The following is a 22,746-nucleotide window of genomic DNA, read 5'->3' on the forward strand; positions in this document are numbered from 1 at the left end:
ATGGCAGCTATCGTCATAAAAATGGTTCGACCACACCGTAAACGTTGGCTTTTTTGCTATAATGAATTCAGAATGATTGATAACAGTGATGTTGCGTCATTCCCTGACATTCACCGTGTTACCCCTGTTCGTCTTAAGATTAAGGGACATTGAGGCATACTGAGGGGGCATTCTATCTTCTGCACTTCATTACACCACCAGTCTGGCAACGTGGTGACCCTAAGTGAAACTGAATCGTAGCTTACGGAGGGATAGAAATGGATGAGTATACACCCCAACATTATGATATTGCCCAACTCAGATTCTTATGTGAAAATCTGCACGATGAAAGTATTGCTACATTAGGTGACAGTAACCGTGGATGGGTGAATGATCCGACCTCTGCGGTTAATCTTCAACTAAACGAACTTATCGAACACATTGCAGCATTTGTTGTTACCTACAAAATAAAATACCCGCATGAAGCGGCGTTATGTGAACGAGTTGAGAAATATCTAGACGATACTTATATTCTTTTCAGCAACTACGGTATAAATGATGCAGAGTTGCGGAAATGGCAAAAATCCAAGTCACAATTATTCAGAATGTTCTCAGAAAAGAGCATCTGTACGGTAGTAAAAACTTAAGTAATAATTTATCTAAGTCTTAATTTGAATCCAGGAAAACTAATAAGGTCACTATGAAAAAAATCGACTATCTAATGCGTTTGCGTAAATGCACAACCATCGATACGCTTGAGCGTGTTATAGAAAAAAACAAGTACGAGCTTTCTAACGATGAACTTGAAATGTTCTATTCAGCCGCAGACCACCGTCTTGCAGAGTTAACGATGAATAAACTTTACGACAAAGTACCAACTGCTGTGTGGAAATATGTTCGATAAGTAGTAAAAACAGCAGCTCAATGCATAAACATAAAGACACTGTGCCGATATGCCGTCGGCCTTTGTTTTTTAGCAGCAAGAAAAAATCGCCCGTTTGTAACAAAAATTGTTCACTGCAACTTTTTTCATCACTACCTAAAGTTCTCTTTATTGATTGCCCTGATACTCAGAATTAAATTTAATTGTCTTACTAAAAATTCTTGCTGCTGTCCCGCTCATCTAAAAAGCGCCATTATTGCACTAATGAGTGTCAGGAGATTAAATAGTTGACATGGCATCAACGCCATCAAAGGAAAGTTTGAGAAGATGAAGTGGTGGAGACCCCGCCAGCTACATCCCGGCACACACGTCGCCTGCTGCGGCTGCTTCCTTCCGGACCTGACCGGGTCCACAGGTTAGTGTTGCGGGAGAACCAACAGGGCCTCCATTGACAGCCCCACTGTCGTGGAGCGGAGGGCATTATCGGTGATGGACTGAGCAATTGCAAGAAAACGGCGCTTAATCGCTGTTTTCTTACTCATCATCAGCTTTTATACTGCTGGTATTGGTCATTTTTCTATCCGTTTCCAACACGTTGACCCCATACATGACTACTGAGGTGGATAATTTTCGACAGCGCGTCATCCACGTTATCGCCGCAATTCCTTACGGATGTGTTGTTACCTATGGCGATGTTGCACTCCTTGCCGGTTCATCGCGCGCAGCACGGCAAGTTGGCGGTATATTACGGGGCTTACCCGCTGGCAGCGAGTTACCCTGGTACCGGGTAATTAACCGGAAAGGTGAGATTTCACTTACAGGTCCAGATTTTCAGCGGCAAAAATCAGCCCTTCAATCTGAAGGAATAATATTGAATTCGGAAGGGAAGATCGATCTGGACAAATTCCGCTGGCGGTACATGCAAGGCCGTTAATACTGACCGCCAGCGAGAGAAGACATTAATAAGATTGCAATAATAAACCAGAACTATCACCCGATGTCTCCGGCTCATTAGGTGTTAAAAACCCAGCAGGTTTCGCAGGTACCGGCACGGCTGGCACCGGTATCAAGGTCAGATCGGCATTATTCACCCCATTGCTGACCACTGGCATCACATGTTCAGTAATCAGTGTCACCCGGTTGTTAATAGCAACAGCGGCGCTTAGCAGAATTCGGGCATCAGGCCGAATTTCTGACGGGTTATAAGGCAGTACAAACCGGAATGGTGCCTGCTGGCCTTCAGTTCGGATAACCCGCTGGGAGATAACTTTTGAGGGTACATCTGGAATAGACGCATCAGATACCGTTACCGTCAGCACCGAATCTGGTGGCAACGCGATTTTTTGGCGAATATTGATTGTGCCAGTCACAGTGGGCATTCCGCTAACAGGTTGGGAAAGCCTCTGAACCTGCCCTATTGCCGGTGCAGCCGCCTCAGAAACAGTACTATGGTTATTCACGCATCCGGAAAGTGCGGACAATACCGTAATACCGCCAAAGATATGCCATAATCTCATAGGCTAAGCCTCCTTAATATTATTCTATTCAAGATGACGGTCAGCTAATACCGCATCTGTTAATAAGTATGAACCAACCAGCATGACAATTATGGTGGAAAATTCCGATAGTTATGGCGCTGTCCATTACTATCTCAATTTGCTGCTCAGGCTCTGCCAAGGTGTTTTGACGAAAACCGGTTTCTTATTGCGGTAAATTAGTTACGTAATCACATTACTCTAAAGGCTGAACTATGGGTCAGGCATTACAAAATCTTCTCGATCTGCTGAATCTGGAAAAACTGGAAGAAGGACTATTCCGTGGTCAAAGTCAGGATCTGGGATTACGTCAGGTATTTGGTGGACAGGTAGTCGGCCAGGCATTGTCAGCTGCCAGACAAACCGTACCCGCAGAGCGCTTCGTCCACTCGTTTCACAGCTACTTTCTGCTCCCTGGCGATAGCCAGAAACCGATTATTTATGATGTAGAGACACTGCGAGACGGTAACAGCTTTAGTGCCAGACGCGTCAGTGCCATTCAGAATGGCCGTTCGATTTTTTACATGACAGCCTCTTTTCAGACTCGTCAAAGCGGCTTTGAACATCAAAATGAGATGCCACAAGTAATACCACCTGAAGAACTCCCATCTGAACAGGATATTGCCCGTAGCATGGAACATTTGATTCCGCCGGCTATGCGACAAATTTTTACTGCTGACAGACCGATTGAGATTCGTCCGGTAACATTCCATAACCCATTAAAAGGCGAAGTTTCTCCTCCAGTCAGGCAAGTATGGTTTCGTGCCAATGGCACCATGCCTGATGACGAGAGAACACACCAATATCTGCTCGGCTATACCTCCGATTGCCACTTCCTGCTTACGGCGCTGCAACCGCATGGCGTAGGATTCCTTGAGCAAGGTATGCAAGTCGCCACCATTGACCATGCCATGTGGTTCCACCGACCGTTCCGTCTGGATGATTGGCTGCTTTACACCGTTGAAAGCCCCTCAGCCTCTGGTGCTCGCGGATTTGTACGCGGCCATTTCTACACCCGTGAAGGTGTGCTGGTGGCCTCCAGTGCACAGGAAGGCGTCATCCGGCGGCATGGACAATAATCGCTAATTTGAGATGTAAAAAAACCACCTTTTTCAAGGTGGTTTTTTTGAGTTCATTAGGGTAACAGTGATATCCGTTACCGAACGAGAAAAATTATTGGTTGTACGCGTTTTCGCCGTGGCTGTTGACGTCCAATCCCTCGCGCTCTTGTTCTTCCGGTACACGCAGACCAACCGCAATATCCGCAACCTTGAAAGAGATGAACGCAGCAACACCAGACCATACGATAGCAACAATCACGCTAAACAGCTGAACCCATACCTGATGAGCCATGGTCACACCCTGAGCATAACCAGTACCACCCAGTGATGAAGCAGTAAACACGCCAGTCAGCAAGCATCCGACGATACCACACACGCCATGCACACCGAACACATCACAAGGATCGTCAACACGCAGCCATTTCTTCAGCACGGTCACGCCCCACAGGCCAGCAAAGCCACCAGCAAAGCCGATCACCATTGCGCCACCGATACCCACAGTACCCGCTGCTGGTGTAATGGCAACCAAGCCCGCGATACAACCGGAACAGGCACCCAACAGAGAGGGTTTGCCACGAGTAACCCACTCACCCAGCACCCATGCCAGGATTGCAGCGGCAGTAGCCACCACAGTGGTCAGGAACGCCAGACCAGCAATATTGTTAGCGGCGGCAGCAGAACCCGCGTTAAAACCGAACCAGCCGATATACAGGATCGCGGTACCTAAAAACACTGTCGGCAGATTGTGTGGTTTGAACGCCTCTTTACCGAAACCGACACGTTTGCCCAACAGTAATGCGCCAACCAGACCAGCCACTGCAGCATTGATATGCACCACCGTACCACCGGCGAAGTCCAGCGCACCATCTGCCGCCAGATAACCTCCACCCCATACCATATGAGTCATCGGCAAATAAGACAACGTGAACCACAGTGCAGAGAAGATCAACACAGCAGAGAAACGCACGCGTTCACCCAAAGCACCAAGCACCAAGCCTACTGTGATACAAGCAAAGGACGCCTGATACGCCACATGAATAAACTGGTAAAAAGTACCGCTGACTGAGTTGATATCAATGCCATTCAGCATGAAGTTAGTCAGACCACCAAAGAACGGGCTGCCGGTGCTAAATGCCACACTGTAGCCATAAATCACCCACAAGATACAGACCAGGGCAAAAGCTACTGTTATTTGGGTCAGCATAGACAGCACGTTTTTGCTGCGAATCAAACCACCGTAGAACAACGCCAGACCAGGAAGCGTCATGAACAGTACCAATGCCGTACAAATCATCATGAACGCGTTGTCCGCCTTATCCACTACAGGTGCCGGCGTATCCGCCATAGCCCATGCTGGAAGCATGGCTGCCGCCCCTAAACCTAACGACAAGGAAAATTTCTTCATTTTTTCATTCATCCCTATTTAATAAGGCTAAATCAGGTAATAGTTATAGTGCGGCTTCATCAGTTTCGCCGGTACGGATACGGATGACACGCTGCAGTTCCGCAACAAAAATTTTGCCATCGCCAATCTTACCCGTGTAAGCGGCTTTGCTGATCACATCAATAACTTCATCCAGTTGGTCATCAGCGATCGCAATATCGATCTTCACCTTTGGCAAAAAATTAACGCTGTACTCTGCGCCGCGATACAATTCTGCGTGCCCTTTCTGGCGCCCAAACCCTTTCACCTCAGTGACGGTAAGCCCCTGGATGCCCACAGAAGACAGTGCTTCACGTACATCTTCCAGCTTGAACGGTTTAATTACCACAGTAACCAGTTTCATCCTCATCCCCCTAACCATGTAAGTTCAGGCTATTGCCCGTCACTCTCAATATCTCCACGCATCACTTAAAGCAAATCGTGTGCCACAAATCCCACACCGATATAAAAGCGATGAAACGTGATGCTTTAAAGACAGAAAAGAAGATGACTGGATGAAGTATGAACACTAAATGGGAAAAACAGGAGCGCGTGACGCACAAAAATAGTGCATCACGCTTAGTTTCAGTGCAACACACTGTACAACAAGGAATGATCTGCCAAATTATGGTGCGAAATGCTGCACTGCGTTGGCAGTCATGGTGCCTGAGAGATCAGTGCGACGGAGTCATGTGGCTGCGAAAAAGTTAATTCCTTGCCCGCCTGCTGCAGTTGATACATCTGATAGTATCGGCCTTCCTTTGCCAGCAATTGTTCGTGCGTTCCCTGCTCCACCGTTCTGCCATGATGCAGCACCAGAATATTGTCTGCTTCGACAATAGTAGACAAACGATGCGCAATCACCACCAATGTTGTATAGGAACGCACCAGCCGCAACGCTCGCTGGATAGCCTGTTCAGTACCGGAATCGATATTGGCGGTCGCTTCATCCAGAATTAAAATTCTTGGCGTCGCCACCAGCACCCTGGCCAGCGCCAGCAGTTGCTTTTGCCCAACGGACAGGTTATTGCCCTGCTCGCCAATCCGACTATGAATGCCTTCCGGCATGTTACGCACCAGCGATGCCAGTTGCACCATCTCCAGCGCCTGCCAAACTATTTCCTCACTGATGTCACGCCCCAGTGTGACATTCGCGTACATAGAATCGGCCAACACCACTGGATCCTGCTGCACCATCGCCACATGCTGGCGCAATACCTGATGCGATAAGCTCGGCAACAGACGATTATCCAGACGAATTTCCCCGCTATCTGGTGCGTAATACCCCATCAGCAGGTTTGCCAGCGTACTTTTACCACTCCCGGTATGCCCAACTAACGCGACAAATCCCCGATCCGGCACATGCAGCTCAATGTGATGCAACACCGGCCTGTCTTTATGATAAGAAAACGTCACTTTATTGATATCAATGCGCCCACTCTCTAACGCACGAATATCATCACCGTATTGCTGACAGGCACCATCCATCAATTCAAAAATACGCTCTCCGGCTACAACGGCCTGCTGCAACATCGATTGCTGGGTGGTCAATTCAATCAGTGGCTCATTCAACCGGCCTAAATAGTTGATAAAGGCATACAACACCCCAACGCCTACAGAACCGACAGCACTAAACCCAAATTGTAGCAACAGACCGCACATCACCAGTGCCGAAAACAGGCTTAGCAGTGGGCGCAACAGGAACCCATCCAACCTCAGTGTCTGCATACGCGTGTCATAATGCGACCAACTGGCGACGCTAAGCTTTTTACCAAACCTTATCTGTTGACGAAACTGTTGGATAATATTCATGCCACTGATGGATTCGTTGAAGCCATCATTGATATCCGCCAGGTAACTACGCATCCGGCGAACGACAGGCGTGCTGTAGCGTTGATAAATCGCCATAACAATTGCTACTGCCGGAAAAATTGTGGTGGCCACCAGCGCCATACGCCAGTCCAGGCTGAACATGGCAATCAGCATCGCCCCAATTAGCGCGGCGCTGCGCAGTACACTGCCCACCACCATCACGTACAGATCCCGAACCACTTCCGTATCATTAGTCACGCGGGAAATTAACTGCCCGACGGGTTGGGTGTCAAACACCGACAAGGGTTGACGCAAAGCGGCATCCATTACATCAATGCGCAACTGCTGCACGACACCAACCGCAACACGATTGAACATCAACGCCTGAATATAGTGCAACAGCGCCGCCATGATCTGTAACAGGACATATACTGTCGCCAGACTGGCCGCAATCAGCAATGGAAACTCGCCTTTACTCACCACATGATCAATGAAATAACTGACCAGCACCGGACCTGCGACTTCTGCTCCAGCCGCTACCCATAATAGCAACACACCGGTTCCGAGCGTTTTCTTCCACGGCAGCCCGTAAGCCAATAGCCGTCTCAGTGTCGGCCATAACGCACGGGGATTATTCATTCGATTGTTCCTCACAGGGTGAATCATCCAGCGCGGCTTCCAGTTGCTGATAGCGGAACATATCACGATACCATCCAGCCTGCTGCGACAGGTACGCATGATCGCCACGCTGCGCCACATATCCTTGCTGCAACACCAGAATTTCATCGGCATCTACCAGTGCCGACAAGCGATGTGCACTGATAATCAGGGTCCGTTTCTGCCCCCACTGGCGCAAGTTGCTCAAAATCTGGTGTTCCGTGCGTCCATCTACCGCTGACAATGCATCATCCAGCACCAGCACTTCAGCTTCCAGCAACAGCGCGCGAGCAATGGCAATGCGTTGTTTTTGACCACCAGACAGCATGACTCCCCGTTCACCCACCTCAGTTTGGTATCCCTGCGGCAGGCGAAGGATGTCATCATGTACATTTGCCAACCGCGCCGCTTCTTCTATTTGTTGTTGGGAAGCATCAGGGCGGCCCAGCGCGATGTTATTAGCTACTGAATCCGAAAACAGGAACGGCGTCTGACTCACTACCGCAAAGCGGCTGCGCAGTGCATCCAACTGAATGTGGTGCAATGGTTGCTGATGATAGGTAATCTGCCCTTGCTCAACATCAAAATAACGCAGAAGCAATGCCAGCAACGTACTCTTGCCAGAACCGGTTGGACCGCAAAGCCCCAGCGTTTTTCCCGGCGCCAATGTAAAGCGAACATCATTGAGCACCAACGCCGCACTCCCCGGATAGTGGAATGCGTCAATCCTTGCAACCAACGTTCCAGAGTCAGCGGGTAATGCCTGAAAACCATCTACCACTACCGGCTCTTCAGACAATAATTGACGGATTCGACCGTAAGCAGCGCTACCTCGCTCAACAATATTAAACATCCAGGCTAACGCCAGCATCGGCCAAATCATCAACCCCAGATACATCACAAAGCTGGTTAATGCCCCCAGAGTCAGGGCACCATTAATCACCATCCAGCTACCGCCACCGACGGCCAGCAAATTAGAAATCGCTACCGCGATATAAATGGTCGGGTCGAAACGCGCATCTATACGCGCCACTCGCATATTTTTTTGTCCGGCGTCAGCAGCGACCTGAGCAAAACGACCCGACTGATGATCTTCTAGTCCAAAGGCTTTGATCATGCGAATACTGATAAGGCTCTCCTGAGCATGGTCATTGAGTGAGGAAAAAGCAGCCTGTGCGTCCTTGAAACGTTGATGCAACTGGGTGCCATAACGCTTAATGATCACAGCCATCAATGGCATTGGCACCAGCGCTATTAGCGTCAACTGCCAACTCAGTTGGGTACACATCACTACCAGTACCGCACATCCCATCACCATGGAATCAACCAGCGTTAACACCCCTTCACCGGCGGCAAACACAACCCGATCCACGTCATTGGTGGCACGGGCAAGCAAGTCTCCAGTACGGTGGCGAAGATAAAAGGCAGGATGCTGCCGACTCAGTTGGCGATAGAAATCTTCACGCAGTTCAACGGCCAATTGATAGGCTGCACCAAACAGCCATATACGCCAGAAATAGCGCAATAGATAGGTCAATAAGGCGACCAGCAGAATTCCGCCAATCCACCACAGCACCGAGGATGTGGCCATTTGATGCTGTGTTACGCCATCAACAATAATGCCAACCAGTCTGGGCGGCAGCAATTGCAGGATAGCAATCACAATCAACAGGATTACCGCCCCCATATAGCGCTTCCATTCACGGCGGAAATACCATCCCAGTTGAACAAAGAGTCTCACGCGTTTTCAGTCCATCAGCTACATAGCAAAGTAGAATGCAGTAAACAGGTCATTATACATAAAGTGAATAGTGAATTAATTTTATACCTGCAGGGGCAAGGCTGTTGTTTGTTTAATACACTCCATGGCGAAACTGGAGGTGACATCAACCAGCCCCGGTATACCATTGACCAAACGTTTGTAAAAAGCATCGTAGCTTTTCATATCAGCTACCTGAACCTGCATCAGATAGTCGTATTCTCCCGCCATGCGATAAAACGCCAGCACCTCAGGCATATCGGAAACAAAACGGGAAAATTCACGATACCAGGCGCTGTTATGTTGCTGTGTCTTCAATAACACAAATGCCGTTAGCCCCAACCCCAATTTTTCGTTATCCAGCAACGCAACGCGCGACTTGATATATCCCTCATCCTCCAGCCGTTTAAGCCGTTTCCAGCACGGGGTGGAAGTCAGGTTCACTGCCTCAGCCAACGCCTGCAGTGAAAGAGTGCAATCCTGCTGTAGCAATGACAGCAAAATACGATCAGTTTTATCCAGCATAGTGATATAAAAGAGAAAAATTTTCTCTAGTTAGCACTCTTTACAGACAAAAAAGCAATCTTTTTTTCTGTAAAAACCGATACGCTAAATCATATCCCTCCAAGCTCATGTACGTACTACATCAGTTGGTGGAACACCGCGTGAGAATATGACTATTTTTCAGCAGGACAACTAACATGACCAGCACCTGGGTACGTGATGCCGTCAGTGCAATTGAGGCCGACTTTCAACGCTCAGCAGATACTCATCTGATTCGTCTGACTCTGCCGGACTATCCCGGTATTTACTTTTACCTTAAAGACGAGAGCACACACCCTAGCGGTAGTCTCAAGCATCGCCTTGCTCGGTCCCTATTTCTGTACGGTCTTTGCAATGGCTGGATTAACGAAGGTACACCAATTATTGAAGCGTCATCCGGCAGTACAGCTGTATCGGAAGCCTATTTCGCCCGCCTGCTAGGACTACCGTTCATTGCCGTGATGCCATCCTGTACAGCCAGACGAAAAATTGAACAGATCACGTTCTACGGCGGGAATTGCCATTTCGTCGAACAATCCGGCCAGATTTACGCGGCCTCCGAAGAACTGGCCAAAGAATTGCACGGCCACTACATGGATCAGTTCACTTATGCAGAACGTGCCACCGATTGGCGCGGCAATAATAACATTGCAGACAGCATCTACCGACAAATGGAGCGCGAACCATTCCCAACACCAGATTATCTGGTGATGAGCGCTGGTACAGGCGGCACCTCCGCTACGCTGGGGCGCTATATCCGTTACAAAGGACTGGATACGCAACTGGTGGTGGTAGACCCGGAAAACTCGGTATTCTACGATTGCTATCGTCAGCAGGATCGCACACTCACCGGAAAATGCGGCAGTCTTATTGAAGGCATTGGTCGCCCGCGAGCCGAGCCATCGTTTATTCCTGGCGTTATCGACGACATGATAAAAGTACCTGATGCCGCCAGTATTGCTACCTTGTACTGGCTGGAACAGATTCTGGGGCGCAAGGTCGGACCGTCCACAGGGACTAACGTCTGGGGTATGCTGCAACTGGCCGCAAAAATGGTGGCAGAAGGACGACGTGGGGCAATCGTTACCTTGCTGTGCGACAGTGGTGAGCGCTATCTTGATACTTATTACAATCAGGATTGGGTAAAAAGCCACATCGGTGATGTCATGCCCTATCTCCAGCAACTGACCGAAAAATATCGCCTTCCATGATGGCATCCTGAGCGGCTGCACGCTCCTTGCACTGAACCGCACCGGGATTTCAGGTACCATAAGCGCCAGAATAGGTTTGACGAACAGCGGCCAACTGGCGGCTCCCACGCATGAGGGTAAACAAGAATGACAAGCGCAGTTGTAGTTTTCAGCGGTGGTCAGGACTCTACCACCTGTCTGATACAAGCATTGCAGCAGTACGATGACGTCCATTGCGTCACTTTTGACTATGGGCAGCGCCACCGCGCTGAAATCGATGTTGCCGCTGAACTGGCGCAAATGCTGGGAGCAAAAGCGCATAAAGTGCTGAACGTCAGTTTGCTCAACGAACTGGCGGTCAGCAGCCTGACCCGCGACAATATCCCTGTGCCCGAATTTGACGCTACGAGTGATGGTTTGCCGAGTACCTTTGTTCCCGGTCGAAATATCCTCTTTCTGACACTGGCTTCGATTTATGCCTATCAGGTGGGAGCCAATACTGTTATTACCGGCGTCTGTGAAACCGATTTTTCCGGCTATCCTGATTGCCGCGATGAATTCGTCAAGGCATTGAATCAGGCAGTAGCGTTGGGGTTGGCTAAAGACATTCGCTTCGTGACGCCGCTGATGTGGCTCAATAAAGCTGAAACCTGGGCGCTGGCGGACTACTATCAACAGCTTGATATCGTCAAAAACCATACACTCACCTGTTACAACGGCATCAAAGGAACGGGGTGTGGGCAATGTGCTGCGTGTCATCTGCGGGCAAAAGGGCTGGCGGAGTACCAGCATAATCCATCAGCCGTAATGGCTTCGTTGAAACACAAAACCGGGCTGAAGTAGACCCACCGGGTACCAGACAAGACAATGCTTGTCTGGTACTGGCCTTTCACATTTGATCCTGCCTGCCGCTGTGGAATGGCATTCTCGCCAGCTTTCCCCAACGATAAAACGAGTTACAGACGCAAGCGGGACTGATTGCGTTCGATCAGCGCACTGCCAATTCCCGGAACCTCCTGTAGCTGATCGATCTGGGTAAACGGACCATTTTGCTCACGATAAGACACTATCGCCTGAGCCTTTTTTAGCCCAACGCCATTAAGTGCTGCAGCCAGTTGTTCTGCCGTTGCGGTGTTAATGCTCACTTCCTCTTCATCTGACGTTGTAGCGGGCTTAGCCGATTTTTCAGTTTTCTGCTCCGGCGAAGAGGGTTTCACTGCAGTTGCCGCGGTTTTCTCCGGCGTGGTAGTGCCGGGCGAGGCATGAAGCCACGTTGAGACACCGGAGAGACTCATCCCGACAATCAGACATAACGCTTTGATTCCTGAGTTTTTCATGCTGTTTCCTCCTTGTGTTTGACAGCACAGCTACAATGCCTGAGCACTAGACACACGACAAACAGCAAACTGAAAATGTGGAAAAGGCCGCGAAAGCGGCCTTTAAATATTGCAGTGATTTGCAAAACTCTGCGAGGGTTATTGCACTTCTTGTGCAGCGTTACCGAACTTAATCTTCGCCTGACTACGCAAGCTGGTCAGCAAAGTATCAAACAACGCCCCCACAGAGCTTTGCTCAATCTGGGTTCCGAACTGTTTCTTCTGCTCATCAGACAAGGTATGTGGCTTCACAGCATCCAATGCAACCAGAACGATATTACCAGCCTGATCCTGAGCCACTGCGTAAGACGGTTGGTCTTTCTTCGGCTGCGGCATCGCAAACACCGTTTCCGCCAGCGCATCAGTCTGACCAACAGAGGACATCTCTTTCGCTGCACTAAAACTCAGGCCAGCGGTTTTCATGCTGTCGGTTTTACCCTGATGGAGATCAGCGAGAATCTTTTCAGCGTCAACTCTGGCTTGTTGCTCTGCGTTTTGACGTTTCAACGCCTGAACGACCTGCTCGCGCACCTGATCCAACGGTTGAGTCGTTTCCGGCTTGTGGTCAGTCACGCGCAATACGAACGCACGATCACCTTCGACGCTGATCACATCTGAATTGTTACCCGGCGTGCCATTCTCACCAACCAGCGAACCACCCAAAATAGCCTGAGTCACCGGTTGGAAGTTCAATGCGGCAGGTACGTTGTCACGCGTGAACCAGTCTGTCTGAACTGCCTTGACGTTGGCGACTTTCTCAGCAGAAATCAACGATTCATTATCATTGCTGGCCGCTTCACTCACCTTCTGCTGTAAAGCGTAAAACGCATCCAGCGATTTCTCACGTTTTACCTTTTCAGCCAAATCAGCACGAACCTCATCCAACGCTTTAACACGCTGAGCCTGAATATCATCCAGTCGAATAATCAGGTAACCTACCGAAGATTTAACAACATCAGACAATTGGCCTTTCTGCTTCAGACCAGCCTGTTTGATTTCATCGACTGTAGAGCCATCATCCATCCAACCCAAGTCACCGCCATTACGACGGGAAACAATATCAGTAGATTTTTCCTTAGCCAGCGCCGCAAAATCAGCGCCTTTCTTCAACTGCTCCAGTACTGCTTTAGCATCCGCCTCAGTTTTTAACTGAATGACGCTGTATTTTTTGCGTTCCGGCTGGGTGAACTCACTCTTATGCTGCTCGTAGTACGCGGCGATATCACTACTATCCACCTTGGTTTTGTCCATGATGGCAGCCGCATCCAGCATAATATAGCTGACTTTGAACTGCTCTGGCGCCAGATAACGGCCCTTGTTCTGATCGTAGAAGTTTTTCACTTCCTCATCAGAAACCGTCTGATTCCTGGCTCTGGCATTGAGATCGATAGTTGCCGTACGAATGGTGCGATCTTGTGCTGCCATCGCCACCAGATTATTAAGCTCCTGCGGCAATACGAAGTCAGTGTTACCTAACCCGCGAATCAATTGTTGAGTCAACAATTGCTTACGCAGAAATTGCACATAAGCATCTGTCGTCAGCCCCAGTTGACGCACCTGTGACAAGTATTTGTCATTATCGAAACGGTTATTGGTCTGAAATTCAGGCACAACGAAAATCGCCTGTTTGACCTGATCGTCGCTGATACTCAGCCCCAAGGTATGGGCATACTGCACAACCAGCGTTTCATCAATGAGCTGTGACAGCACCTGCTTGCGCAACTGCTGCATATACCCCTCATTAGCGGCCAGTGCAGAGAAATTATCTCCCAACATCTCCTGCTGGCGACTACGCTCATTCTGAACCCCTTGCTCAAGCTGGGACCGGGTAATCTCCTGGCCATTTACCTTGGCCGCGTAATCACCTGAACCTCGTATCAGGTAATCTCCCACACCGGTCAACACGAATGAACCAATAATCAAGGCAAGAATAATTTTCAGCACGACGTTGTTAGCGGCCGCGCGTAAATTGTCCATCATAATGTGACAACACTCCGCTGTAGAATGGATAACACTTCCCCTGCGCAGGCCGTAGCCATACTTCCCTGCTATTGCTATAGCCGTCTTCGGCTAGGGCGCATTCAAGTATTTGCCTGATAACAGTAATCTCAATTAGCTGTAAAAAAAGGCACATCATGCCATGATGCGCCTCATATCTTACCTTACCCATCACATTGAGTCAGGTAGTGTTTGGACTGGAAAGTCGTCCCGACTCAGATTTTGCTAATTAATCATCAATTCACTGAATCTTTCAGTGCTTTACCAGCGCGAAAACCCGGCACTTTAGCGGCAGGAATATTGATTTCCTTCCCGGTTTGCGGGTTACGGCCAGTACGCGCCGCACGCTCACGAACAGAAAACGTACCAAAACCAACTAAAGCAACGTCATCCCCTGCTTTCAGAGATTCGGTAACAGACCCAATAATTGCATCCAACACACGCCCTGCTGCCGCTTTGGAAATATCAGCATCTGCGGCAATTTTGTCGATCAATTGTGACTTGTTCACACTATCATCCCCTCTGAAATACTGTCATTACGCTAGGGTGTCCAGCGCAGCATGTAGCTTTATTAATTCAGTCAAAACCCCGGTTACCGGCCTGCAGTCTCGACAGTGCTCTAACTTAGCGGCACGAAAAAAGGCTGGCAAGCACCAATTTACTTACCAACCCTTATTTTCTCAGTGGTTTTTGCTATAGGTCACTATTTTTTAGCCACCGACTTTACCACATCCATGCCATAAGGTGAGTTCTGCAAGGCCAGAGTAAGCACTTCCTCAATGCGTTTGACTGGGTGAATGTCCAAATCGGCAATCACATTCTGCGGAATTTCTTCCAGATCGCGCTTGTTCTCTTCCGGAATCAGCACGGTCTTGATCCCGCCGCGGTGTGCAGCCAGCAATTTTTCTTTTAACCCGCCAATTGGCAACACCAGCCCACGCAGCGTGATTTCCCCCGTCATCGCTACATCAGCACGCACCGGGTTACCGGTTAAACAAGACACCAATGCGGTACACATTGCAATACCGGCACTCGGACCATCTTTCGGTGTCGCCCCTTCCGGCACATGAACGTGAATATCACGTTTTTCATAGAAGTCGGAATTAATTCCCAGCTTTTCAGCTCTGGCTCGTACCACAGTCAGTGCAGCCTGAATCGACTCCTGCATAACTTCACCCAGAGAACCGGTGTAAGTCAGCTTACCTTTGCCCGGTACGCTGGCAGTTTCTATCGTCAACAGATCGCCACCGACTTCCGTCCAGGCAAGCCCCGTTACCTGACCAACACGATTCTCTTCGTCTGCACGACCATAGTCGTGGCGTTGAACGCCGAGATACTCCTTCAGATTGTCGCCAGTAATAAGGATATGCTTGATAGCCTTATCCATCATGAGCGCTTTTACCGCCTTACGGCACAGCTTGGAGATTTCACGCTCCAGACTACGCACCCCAGCTTCGCGGGTGTAATAGCGAATGATGCCGATAATGGCACTATCTTCGACCGTCAGCTCACCTTTTTTCAGGGCATTACGCTCAATTTGCTTCGGCAGCAAGTGCTGACGCGCAATATTGAGTTTTTCATCCTCGGTATAGCCGGACAGCCTGATCACTTCCATACGATCCAGCAGCGGTGCCGGAATGTTCATGGAGTTGGACGTTGCCACAAACATGACGTCGGACAGGTCGTAATCCACTTCCAGATAATGATCGTTAAATGCCACGTTCTGTTCCGGGTCCAGTACTTCCAACAGGGCAGAAGCAGGATCGCCGCGCATATCGGAAGACATCTTATCGATCTCATCCAATAAGAATAACGGGTTTTTTACGCCCACCTTCGCCATCTTCTGAATCAGTTTGCCCGGCATGGAACCGATATAGGTGCGACGATGACCGCGGATTTCCGCTTCATCGCGTACGCCGCCCAGCGCCATACGGACATACTTGCGACCGGTAGCTTTGGCAATCGACTGACCCAGAGAGGTTTTACCTACCCCCGGCGGACCAACCAGACACAAAATCGGCCCTCTTATCTTGCTTACCCGGCTCTGTACCGCCAGATATTCAAGGATGCGTTCCTTGACTCGTTCCAGTCCATAGTGGTCGCTGTCCAGCATTTCCTGGGCTTTGACCAGATCTTTCTTCACTTTGCTACGCGCCTGCCACGGCACTTGCACCATCCAGTCGATGTAACTGCGTACCACGGTCGCTTCCGCCGACATCGGTGACATCATGCGCAGTTTCTGCAACTCCGCTTCGGCTTTTTCGCGCGCGTCTTTCGGCATGTTCGCAGAATCGATTTTACGTTTCAGCGCTTCCTGCTCGTCAGGTGCATCATCCATTTCGCCCAGCTCTTTCTGAATGGCCTTCATCTGTTCATTCAGGTAATACTCACGCTGGCTTTTTTCCATCTGCTTTTTGACACGACTACGGATACGTTTTTCCACCTGTAGCAGATCAATCTCGGATTCCATCATCGCCATCAGGTATTCCAGACGCTCGGTTACGTCGGACATTTCCAGTACCGATTGTTTATCCGCCAGCTTCAGTGGCATGTGCGCAGCAATGGTATCGGCAAGACGTGCGGCATCATCAATACTGTTAAGCGATGTTAATACTTCAGGGGGAATTTTCTTGTTCAGTTTGATGTAGCCTTCAAACTGATTAATAGCCGTGCGCATGAGCACTTCCTGCTCACGCTCTTCAATTGCCGGCGACTCCAGGTATTCGGCCTGAGCCGCAAAATGCTCTCCGCTGTCAGAGAGTGTCGTGATGCGTGCTCGCTGCAAGCCTTCCACCAGCACCTTAACGGTGCCATCAGGCAGTTTCAGCATTTGAAGAATAGAGGCGACCGTCCCTACCGAGAAAAGATCGTTAACACCAGGCTCATCCGTTGAGGCTTCTTTCTGTGCCACCAGCATGATCTTTTTATCGTGATCCATAGCCGCTTCAAGGCACCGAATTGATTTCTCCCGCCCAACAAACAACGGAATGACCATGTGCGGATAAACCACCACATCGCGCAACGGCAATACGGGGATTTCTATGCGTTCGGAACGCTCAGGGTTCATAGAGCTCTCTCTTAGTTTCGTTTCCGCCAGGTTAAGGGAATCCGTGAAACGCGGGCATCACGGTTTTCGCCTATAGGTAATCGAGTATATGGGGATAAATACCTCACATTCAACGACTGAACGTGTGTAAAAAAAAATGGGGGGCTAAAACCCCCCACTTTGTCGTTTACCGTTGTTTTTTAGGCTAATTATTCACCAGATGCTTGCTGTGCTTCGGGCTTACCGTAAATCAGCAGCGGTTCGGTTTGCCCCGAAATAACAGACTCATCGATCACCACTTTATCCACGTTTTCCAGTGAAGGCAGATCGTACATCGTTTCCAACAACGCCGCTTCCACGATAGAGCGCAAACCACGCGCACCAGTCTTGCGTGCCATCGCTTTTTTAGCAATGGCGGTCAACGCTTCGTCACGGAATTCCAATTCCGCACCTTCCAGTTTGAAAAGTGCCTGATATTGCTTGGTCAGTGCATTCTTCGGCTCACGCAAGATCTGGATCAAGGCTTCTTCATCCAGCTCTTTGAGCGTGGCTACTACCGGCAAACGACCAATAAACTCTGGGATAAGACCAAATTTGATCAAATCGCCCGGTTCCACCTGCCCCAGCAACTCGCCTTCTGTCGCTTTCTGAGACAAACCTTTGACTGTCGCATTGAAGCCAATACCACGACCGGTATCCGTACGCTGCTCAATAACTTTGTCCAGCCCGGCAAATGCACCACCACAGATAAACAGGATCTTGGAGGTATCAACTTGCAGAAATTCCTGCTGCGGATGCTTACGGCCACCTTGCGGCGGAACAGCGGCGATCGTGCCTTCAATCAACTTCAGTAACGCCTGCTGAACACCTTCGCCAGACACATCACGAGTGATGGACGGATTGTCGGATTTACGGGAAATCTTGTCGATTTCATCAATATAGACAATACCGCGCTGCGCTTTCTGCACATCGTAATCGCACTTTTGCAACAGCTTCTGAATGATATTCTCAACGTCTTCGCCAACGTAACCCGCTTCGGTCAATGTAGTGGCATCAGCCATGGTGAAAGGGACATCCAGGAAACGGGCCAGGGTTTCCGCCAGCAATGTTTTCCCACTACCGGTCGGCCCAATCAGCAGGATATTGCTTTTGCCCAGTTCGACACCACTATTACTGTCACCGTTACGCAGACGTTTGTAGTGATTATAAACCGCAACCGCCAACACCTTTTTCGCCTGCTCCTGGCCGATGACATAATCATCAAGATGACGGCGGATTTCGTGTGGCGTCGGTAACGCACTGCGCTCACGGTGTGGCGCAACCTCTTTAATTTCTTCGCGAATAATGTCGTTACACAAGTCAACACATTCATCGCAGATATACACTGACGGCCCGGCAATCAGCTTACGAACCTCGTGCTGGCTTTTGCCGCAGAAAGAACAGTACAGCAGCTTCCCTGAACCGTCTTTGCGCTTATCTGTCATGAGTCAAACCTCTTCTCTAGTCTCTTGCCCGCAGGCCAACCACATAGCAATAGCGCCACAACAAAACCAGCCTACTGCCATATGGCCGGCAACCCGCGTCATCGGGCTATCTCGTATCTACGGCGTTATTCACGATGGGTGAGTATGGAATCCACTAACCCATAGTCTACTGCCTCGGCAGCAGAGAGGAAACGGTCACGCTCCGTGTCCCTTTCTATCGCTTCAAGAGGCTGACCAGTATGTTTGGCCATCAACTCGTTCATTCGAGCTTTCACCTTGAGGATCTCTTTGGCATGAATCTCAATATCCGTTGCTTGCCCCTGGAACCCACCCAATGGCTGATGAATCATCACTCTGGAATTCGGCAGACAGAAACGCTTACCTTTAGTACCTGCGGTCAGCAGGAACGCTCCCATTGACGCTGCCTGTCCCATACAAATGGTACTGACATCCGGCTTAATAAATTGCATGGTGTCGTAAATCGACATACCGGCGGTAATCACGCCCCCCGGAGAGTTAATATACAGGTAGATATCTTTCTCAGGGTTTTCGGCTTCCAGAAACAACATCTGCGCCACAATCAGGTTAGCCATATGATCTTCTACCTGACCGGTCAGAAAGATCACTCGCTCCTTCAGAAGCCGGGAATAGATATCGTAAGAACGCTCCCCACGCGAAGTCTGCTCAACCACCATCGGCACCAAAGCCATGTGCGGGGCCAATTTTTCTTGTTCGCCACTGTATGACATTAACGTCTCCTAGATAAAATGCATTTGGCGCATAAGGCCTGATTCTACTTGAGATAGAAAGTGATGACCATGCTCTGACACGCAGTTAGCCATCTCGCCGTTGTCGGAATCAGGCGAATTTCCCTGACGATGCAATCTACGCGGTTATTTAACCAGTTGGGGACCGATGCATCTTCTTTCAAGCTTACACCAGCGATTCATGTCGGTTAAAGCGATATCCTGCACCGAAAGCCGGTTGGATTACACTCTGATTAATTTAACGGCTATCACGCATTAATCGTTATTAATCATAGTGCAGATTTGGCAGAAGCTCGCTAGCGATACGCTGAGCAATTCGCCGTCTCAGGGAACAAAAAACCCACAGCGCAAGCTGTGGGCTTTTGAAGAGACGACTTTAGATAAAAATCGGGATTAGGCAGTCGCAGTCTGGTTCATCAGCTCGTTAAAGCTAACCGCTTTCTCTACCACTTTCGCCTTGGACAACAAAGCTTCAATCGCCTGCTCTTCCAGCGCGACGTTACGCATGTTGTTCATCATCTCTTTGTTTTTCTTGTAATACTCAACCACTTCACGCGGATCTTCATACGCAGATGCGATTTCATCGATCAATGTGTTGACGCGATCTTCGTCAGCTTTCAGCTCGTTAGATTCAATCACTTCGCCCAGTAGCAGACCAACCACTACACGACGTTTAGCCTGCTCTTCGAACAGTTCACGCGGCAATTCCAGAGCTTGTTTTTCGTTGCCGCCGAAACGCTGAGCCGCCTGACGGCGCAGAACGTCAACTTCGTTGTCGATCAATGCAGCCGGCACGTCAATCTCGTTGGCCTTCACCAGACCATCGATAACCTGAGATTTCACACGGTTGCGAATCGCACCTTTCAGTTCACGCTCCATGTTTTTGCGCACTTCAGCACGCAGGCCTTCCAGAGAACCGTCTTCAACGCCGAAACGCTTGATGAAATCGGCAGTCAGTTCCGGCAGCTCACGCTCTTCCACTTTCTTCAGTACGATAGCGAACCTGGCGTCCTGACCTTTCAGGTTTTCAGCGTGGTAGTCTTCCGGGAATTTCACATCAATAGTGAACTCATCACCCGCTTTGTGGCCAACAATTCCATCCTCAAAACCAGGGATCATACGGCCCTGACCCATAGCCAGAACGAAATCGGAAGCTTTACCGCCTTCGAACTCTTCACCGCCAACAGAACCGTTGAAATCGATGGTTACGCGATCTTCAGTTGCCGCAGCGCGATCAGTTTCTTTCCAGGTTGCCTGCTGCTTGCGCAGAGTATCCAGCATACCGTCCACATCAACGTCAGATACGTCTACCAACGGTTTTTCAACTTCGATGGTATCCAGACCTTTCAGTTCAACTTCCGGATAAACTTCGAACTCTACAGTGTAAGTAAAATCGCCACCGATCTGGTATTCGCCCGGAACATAGTTCGGCGCGCCAGCCGGGTTGATTTTTTCTTTGATGATGGCATCAACGAAGTGACGCTGCATCAGATCGCCCAACACGTCCTGACGGACGGAGGCGCCATAACGCTGTTCAACAATTTTCGCCGGCACTTTGCCTTTGCGGAAACCATCGATACGAACTTTTTTAGCCACACTGACCAATTCGCTCTTAACAGCATTCTCAATGCTGTCAGCAGCAACGGTAATCGTTACGCGGCGCCCAAGGCCTTGAGTGGTTTCAACTGAAACTTGCATCTTGTTACCTCAAAAAATCACAGTGCTCGGTCAACCCCAGAGGCCGTGTTCATAAAGCGCCCAGGGGCAACCTTGTTGATCACAGTCTCACAGAACCAGGATGGCCACTTTACCGGACCAGTTCCCTATAGTTAGTCAGAAGCGTCCCGAATACATTCCGGAAAATAAGACGCGGCATTATAGCGGCATCAATAGAGCGAGTCGAGGAGAGTAACCAGACTATTGGCGGAGGACTTTCACACTTTCTGTCTTCAATCACCGCAGGTCACCTGTAAATCGCCGCAAATGCTGTGAGTGAGTATATTCAGCATTCAGAGCTGTAGCCCCGCACCGCCGCAGGGAGGAGACAAGGGCGCCGTCATTTGCAAATCCAGCCACTCTTTCGGCGTATAAGTATGCAACGCCAGTGCATGTACTGTCCCAGCCAGCTCATCAGCTAACACGCGATAAATCGCGCGATGACGACTGATAGCCCGTTCACCAGAAAAATGCTCGCTAACCAACACCACCTTGAAATGGCTCTCAGAACCGACCGGTACATTGTGGCGATGACTTTCATCAGTAACTTCAAGGTGTTGCGGTTCGAATTCAGCACGCAACTTAGTTTCTATCTTTTCACGAATCATAGGGTTACCTTTTCAGAGATTAGTGAAATTAATCTCAACAAAACGGTTTTTATCATGAGTTGCGCGCTTATCCACTTCAATTTTAGTCATTTTTTGATTATTAATGGAGAAGAACTGATTGTCAGGATACGCGGCGACGGCAGAGACGTCACTCCAGTACGACATTATCCGATTTCAGACCGCATTCACGCCAGATTCAATGGAAAAAATGAATGCAGCTCAGCAGGATACTGACTACTTTCTGCTCTTTCCCTTGTCCAAGACAATGTTATTATACTGCCCTATGTTTATCAGCCAACCACCGTTTTATGACGAGAAGACACACATGTTAAAAAAATTTATTTTCCCGTTGTTCGCCGCACTCGTGCTGGCGGGATGCGCCAGTAAAAGCAACACGCTGGATGTCACGCCAAAAATAACACTGCCGTCGCAGGACCCAACCTTAATGGGCGTGACCATTAGCATCAATGGCGTAGACCAGCGTGCCGACCAGTCACTGGCACGAGTCAACCGAGATGGTCAACTGGTTACCCTGACACCATCGCGCGATCTGCGATTCCTGCTGCAAGAGGTGCTGGAGAAACAGATGTCTGCCAGAGGTTATATGATTGGCACTGGTGGTCCAGTCGCGCTGCAGGTGGTGGTTAACACGCTGTATGCCGATGTCGCCGAAGGCAATTTGCGCTACAACATTACCACCAAAGCGGATATCTCCATCATCGCACAGGCAGCCAACGGCAATAAGCAAATCAAAAACTACCGCGCCAGCTATAATGTACAAGGCGCACTTACCGCCACCAACAGCAAGATTACCGAGTCGGTTAATCAGGTGCTGAGTGATGTTATCAATGATATGGCCCAGGACACCAGCATCAGCACATTCATCAAAACTAACTCTCGCTAACGGTA

The 22,746-nt window shown here is 49.5% G+C and carries 21 protein-coding genes and 1 other RNA gene; 7 read left to right on the top strand and 15 right to left on the bottom strand.

Annotated elements, in window-relative coordinates:
• Window positions 1-257: 257 nt before the first annotated feature.
• Window positions 258-626: an Hha toxicity modulator TomB gene (gene tomB, locus Dpoa569_RS13335; RefSeq protein WP_042869322.1), complete on the top strand. Its 369-nt coding sequence runs from the start codon at window positions 258-260 to the stop codon at window positions 624-626.
• A gap of 53 nt (window positions 627-679) precedes the next feature.
• The gene (locus tag Dpoa569_RS13340; protein ID WP_009114000.1) at window positions 680-883 is read left to right on the top strand and encodes an HHA domain-containing protein; all 204 of its coding nucleotides are present in this window, start codon (window positions 680-682) and stop codon (window positions 881-883) included.
• 321 nt (window positions 884-1,204) lie between these two features.
• Here Dpoa569_RS13340 and ffs read toward each other — a convergent pair.
• An RNA gene (gene ffs, locus Dpoa569_RS13345) (signal recognition particle sRNA small type) lies at window positions 1,205-1,301 on the bottom strand.
• Window positions 1,302-1,469: 168 nt separating this feature from the next.
• On the opposite strand from ffs, the gene Dpoa569_RS13350 reads away from it, so the two are divergent.
• Window positions 1,470-1,796, top strand: coding sequence for an MGMT family protein (locus tag Dpoa569_RS13350; RefSeq protein ID WP_071604286.1), 327 nt, complete (start codon window positions 1,470-1,472; stop codon window positions 1,794-1,796).
• A 25-nt stretch (window positions 1,797-1,821) separates the two neighbouring features.
• Here the strand turns inward: Dpoa569_RS13350 and Dpoa569_RS13355 are convergent, their stop codons facing one another.
• On the bottom strand, window positions 1,822-2,379 hold the full coding sequence (locus Dpoa569_RS13355) for a YbaY family lipoprotein (protein WP_042869320.1): 558 nt from the start codon (window positions 2,377-2,379) through the stop codon (window positions 1,822-1,824).
• Window positions 2,380-2,612: 233 nt separating this feature from the next.
• Between Dpoa569_RS13355 and tesB the strand changes: the two genes are divergently transcribed.
• Window positions 2,613-3,476 (top strand): acyl-CoA thioesterase II, encoded by an 864-nt coding sequence (gene tesB, locus Dpoa569_RS13360; protein WP_042869318.1) that lies wholly within the window; start codon window positions 2,613-2,615, stop codon window positions 3,474-3,476.
• 94 nt (window positions 3,477-3,570) lie between these two features.
• Here tesB and amtB read toward each other — a convergent pair whose 3' ends face one another.
• From amtB to Dpoa569_RS13385, 5 genes are all read right to left on the bottom strand, one after another.
• Complete coding sequence (gene amtB / locus Dpoa569_RS13365; RefSeq protein WP_042869316.1) at window positions 3,571-4,863, bottom strand: ammonium transporter AmtB; 1,293 nt, start codon at window positions 4,861-4,863, stop codon at window positions 3,571-3,573.
• A gap of 43 nt (window positions 4,864-4,906) precedes the next feature.
• On the bottom strand, window positions 4,907-5,245 hold the full coding sequence (glnK, locus tag Dpoa569_RS13370; protein ID WP_002208627.1) for a P-II family nitrogen regulator: 339 nt from the start codon (window positions 5,243-5,245) through the stop codon (window positions 4,907-4,909).
• 293 nt (window positions 5,246-5,538) lie between these two features.
• Window positions 5,539-7,332, bottom strand: coding sequence for a SmdB family multidrug efflux ABC transporter permease/ATP-binding protein (locus Dpoa569_RS13375; protein ID WP_042869314.1), 1,794 nt, complete (start codon window positions 7,330-7,332; stop codon window positions 5,539-5,541).
• Complete coding sequence (locus Dpoa569_RS13380) at window positions 7,325-9,091, bottom strand: SmdA family multidrug ABC transporter permease/ATP-binding protein (protein ID WP_042869312.1); 1,767 nt, start codon at window positions 9,089-9,091, stop codon at window positions 7,325-7,327. Before Dpoa569_RS13380 ends, Dpoa569_RS13375 begins: the two co-directional genes overlap by 8 nt.
• An 81-nt stretch (window positions 9,092-9,172) precedes the next feature.
• Entirely contained in the window at window positions 9,173-9,634 is a 462-nt protein-coding gene (locus Dpoa569_RS13385) for an Lrp/AsnC family transcriptional regulator (RefSeq protein WP_042869310.1), read from the bottom strand.
• A gap of 176 nt (window positions 9,635-9,810) precedes the next feature.
• Between Dpoa569_RS13385 and Dpoa569_RS13390 the strand changes: the two genes are divergently transcribed.
• Both Dpoa569_RS13390 and queC read left to right on the top strand, forming a co-directional pair.
• Window positions 9,811-10,863 carry a PLP-dependent cysteine synthase family protein gene (locus tag Dpoa569_RS13390; protein WP_042869309.1) on the top strand — a complete coding sequence of 351 codons (1,053 nt, stop codon included), beginning with the start codon at window positions 9,811-9,813 and terminating at the stop codon, window positions 10,861-10,863.
• A gap of 126 nt (window positions 10,864-10,989) precedes the next feature.
• Window positions 10,990-11,685, top strand: a complete 696-nt coding sequence (gene queC / locus Dpoa569_RS13395; RefSeq protein ID WP_042869307.1) for a 7-cyano-7-deazaguanine synthase QueC — start codon at window positions 10,990-10,992, stop codon at window positions 11,683-11,685.
• A 113-nt stretch (window positions 11,686-11,798) separates the two neighbouring features.
• Here the strand turns inward: queC and Dpoa569_RS13400 are convergent, their stop codons facing one another.
• The 8 genes from Dpoa569_RS13400 to bolA all read right to left on the bottom strand — a co-directional run bounded on the left by Dpoa569_RS13400 (window position 11,799) and on the right by bolA (window position 21,837).
• Window positions 11,799-12,179: a ComEA family DNA-binding protein gene (locus Dpoa569_RS13400; RefSeq protein WP_042869305.1), complete on the bottom strand. Its 381-nt coding sequence runs from the start codon at window positions 12,177-12,179 to the stop codon at window positions 11,799-11,801.
• 138 nt (window positions 12,180-12,317) lie between these two features.
• Complete coding sequence (gene ppiD / locus Dpoa569_RS13405; protein ID WP_042869302.1) at window positions 12,318-14,198, bottom strand: peptidylprolyl isomerase; 1,881 nt, start codon at window positions 14,196-14,198, stop codon at window positions 12,318-12,320.
• A gap of 254 nt (window positions 14,199-14,452) precedes the next feature.
• Window positions 14,453-14,725, bottom strand: a complete 273-nt coding sequence (gene hupB, locus Dpoa569_RS13410) for a nucleoid-associated protein HU-beta (protein WP_042869301.1) — start codon at window positions 14,723-14,725, stop codon at window positions 14,453-14,455.
• A 194-nt stretch (window positions 14,726-14,919) separates the two neighbouring features.
• Complete coding sequence (lon, locus tag Dpoa569_RS13415; protein WP_042869298.1) at window positions 14,920-17,283, bottom strand: endopeptidase La; 2,364 nt, start codon at window positions 17,281-17,283, stop codon at window positions 14,920-14,922.
• A 188-nt stretch (window positions 17,284-17,471) separates the two neighbouring features.
• A complete protein-coding gene (gene clpX / locus Dpoa569_RS13420) occupies window positions 17,472-18,746 on the bottom strand; it encodes an ATP-dependent protease ATP-binding subunit ClpX (protein WP_042869296.1) in 1,275 nt (424 codons plus the stop codon).
• Between the two features lie 125 nt (window positions 18,747-18,871).
• Complete coding sequence (gene clpP, locus Dpoa569_RS13425) at window positions 18,872-19,495, bottom strand: ATP-dependent Clp endopeptidase proteolytic subunit ClpP (protein ID WP_042869294.1); 624 nt, start codon at window positions 19,493-19,495, stop codon at window positions 18,872-18,874.
• A gap of 411 nt (window positions 19,496-19,906) precedes the next feature.
• Window positions 19,907-21,211, bottom strand: a complete 1,305-nt coding sequence (gene tig / locus Dpoa569_RS13430; RefSeq protein WP_042869292.1) for a trigger factor — start codon at window positions 21,209-21,211, stop codon at window positions 19,907-19,909.
• Window positions 21,212-21,522: 311 nt separating this feature from the next.
• Complete coding sequence (gene bolA, locus Dpoa569_RS13435) at window positions 21,523-21,837, bottom strand: transcriptional regulator BolA (protein ID WP_042869290.1); 315 nt, start codon at window positions 21,835-21,837, stop codon at window positions 21,523-21,525.
• Between the two features lie 325 nt (window positions 21,838-22,162).
• Between bolA and Dpoa569_RS13440 the strand changes: the two genes are divergently transcribed.
• Window positions 22,163-22,741: a lipoprotein gene (locus tag Dpoa569_RS13440; RefSeq protein ID WP_146411450.1), complete on the top strand. Its 579-nt coding sequence runs from the start codon at window positions 22,163-22,165 to the stop codon at window positions 22,739-22,741.
• Window positions 22,742-22,746: the final 5 nt, after the last annotated feature.

Origin of the sequence: Dickeya poaceiphila, assembly GCF_007858975.2 — a bacterium.
Lineage (GTDB): Bacteria > Pseudomonadota > Gammaproteobacteria > Enterobacterales > Enterobacteriaceae > Dickeya > Dickeya poaceiphila.

Coding starts and splice junctions, on each gene's coding strand:
- Dpoa569_RS13400 (WP_042869305.1), bottom strand. CDS start 12,179: ATGAAAAACTCAGGAATCAAAGCGTTATGTCTGATTGTCGGGATGAGT.
- Dpoa569_RS13350 (WP_071604286.1), top strand. CDS start 1,470: ATGACTACTGAGGTGGATAATTTTCGACAGCGCGTCATCCACGTTATC.
- Dpoa569_RS13355 (WP_042869320.1), bottom strand. CDS start 2,379: ATGAGATTATGGCATATCTTTGGCGGTATTACGGTATTGTCCGCACTT.
- bolA (WP_042869290.1), bottom strand. CDS start 21,837: ATGATTCGTGAAAAGATAGAAACTAAGTTGCGTGCTGAATTCGAACCG.
- queC (WP_042869307.1), top strand. CDS start 10,990: ATGACAAGCGCAGTTGTAGTTTTCAGCGGTGGTCAGGACTCTACCACC.
- lon (WP_042869298.1), bottom strand. CDS start 17,283: ATGAACCCTGAGCGTTCCGAACGCATAGAAATCCCCGTATTGCCGTTG.
- Dpoa569_RS13375 (WP_042869314.1), bottom strand. CDS start 7,332: ATGAATAATCCCCGTGCGTTATGGCCGACACTGAGACGGCTATTGGCT.
- Dpoa569_RS13385 (WP_042869310.1), bottom strand. CDS start 9,634: ATGCTGGATAAAACTGATCGTATTTTGCTGTCATTGCTACAGCAGGAT.
- amtB (WP_042869316.1), bottom strand. CDS start 4,863: ATGAAGAAATTTTCCTTGTCGTTAGGTTTAGGGGCGGCAGCCATGCTT.
- Dpoa569_RS13390 (WP_042869309.1), top strand. CDS start 9,811: ATGACCAGCACCTGGGTACGTGATGCCGTCAGTGCAATTGAGGCCGAC.
- tesB (WP_042869318.1), top strand. CDS start 2,613: ATGGGTCAGGCATTACAAAATCTTCTCGATCTGCTGAATCTGGAAAAA.
- glnK (WP_002208627.1), bottom strand. CDS start 5,245: ATGAAACTGGTTACTGTGGTAATTAAACCGTTCAAGCTGGAAGATGTA.
- Dpoa569_RS13340 (WP_009114000.1), top strand. CDS start 680: ATGAAAAAAATCGACTATCTAATGCGTTTGCGTAAATGCACAACCATC.
- clpX (WP_042869296.1), bottom strand. CDS start 18,746: ATGACAGATAAGCGCAAAGACGGTTCAGGGAAGCTGCTGTACTGTTCT.
- clpP (WP_042869294.1), bottom strand. CDS start 19,495: ATGTCATACAGTGGCGAACAAGAAAAATTGGCCCCGCACATGGCTTTG.
- tomB (WP_042869322.1), top strand. CDS start 258: ATGGATGAGTATACACCCCAACATTATGATATTGCCCAACTCAGATTC.
- tig (WP_042869292.1), bottom strand. CDS start 21,211: ATGCAAGTTTCAGTTGAAACCACTCAAGGCCTTGGGCGCCGCGTAACG.
- ppiD (WP_042869302.1), bottom strand. CDS start 14,198: ATGATGGACAATTTACGCGCGGCCGCTAACAACGTCGTGCTGAAAATT.
- Dpoa569_RS13440 (WP_146411450.1), top strand. CDS start 22,163: ATGTTAAAAAAATTTATTTTCCCGTTGTTCGCCGCACTCGTGCTGGCG.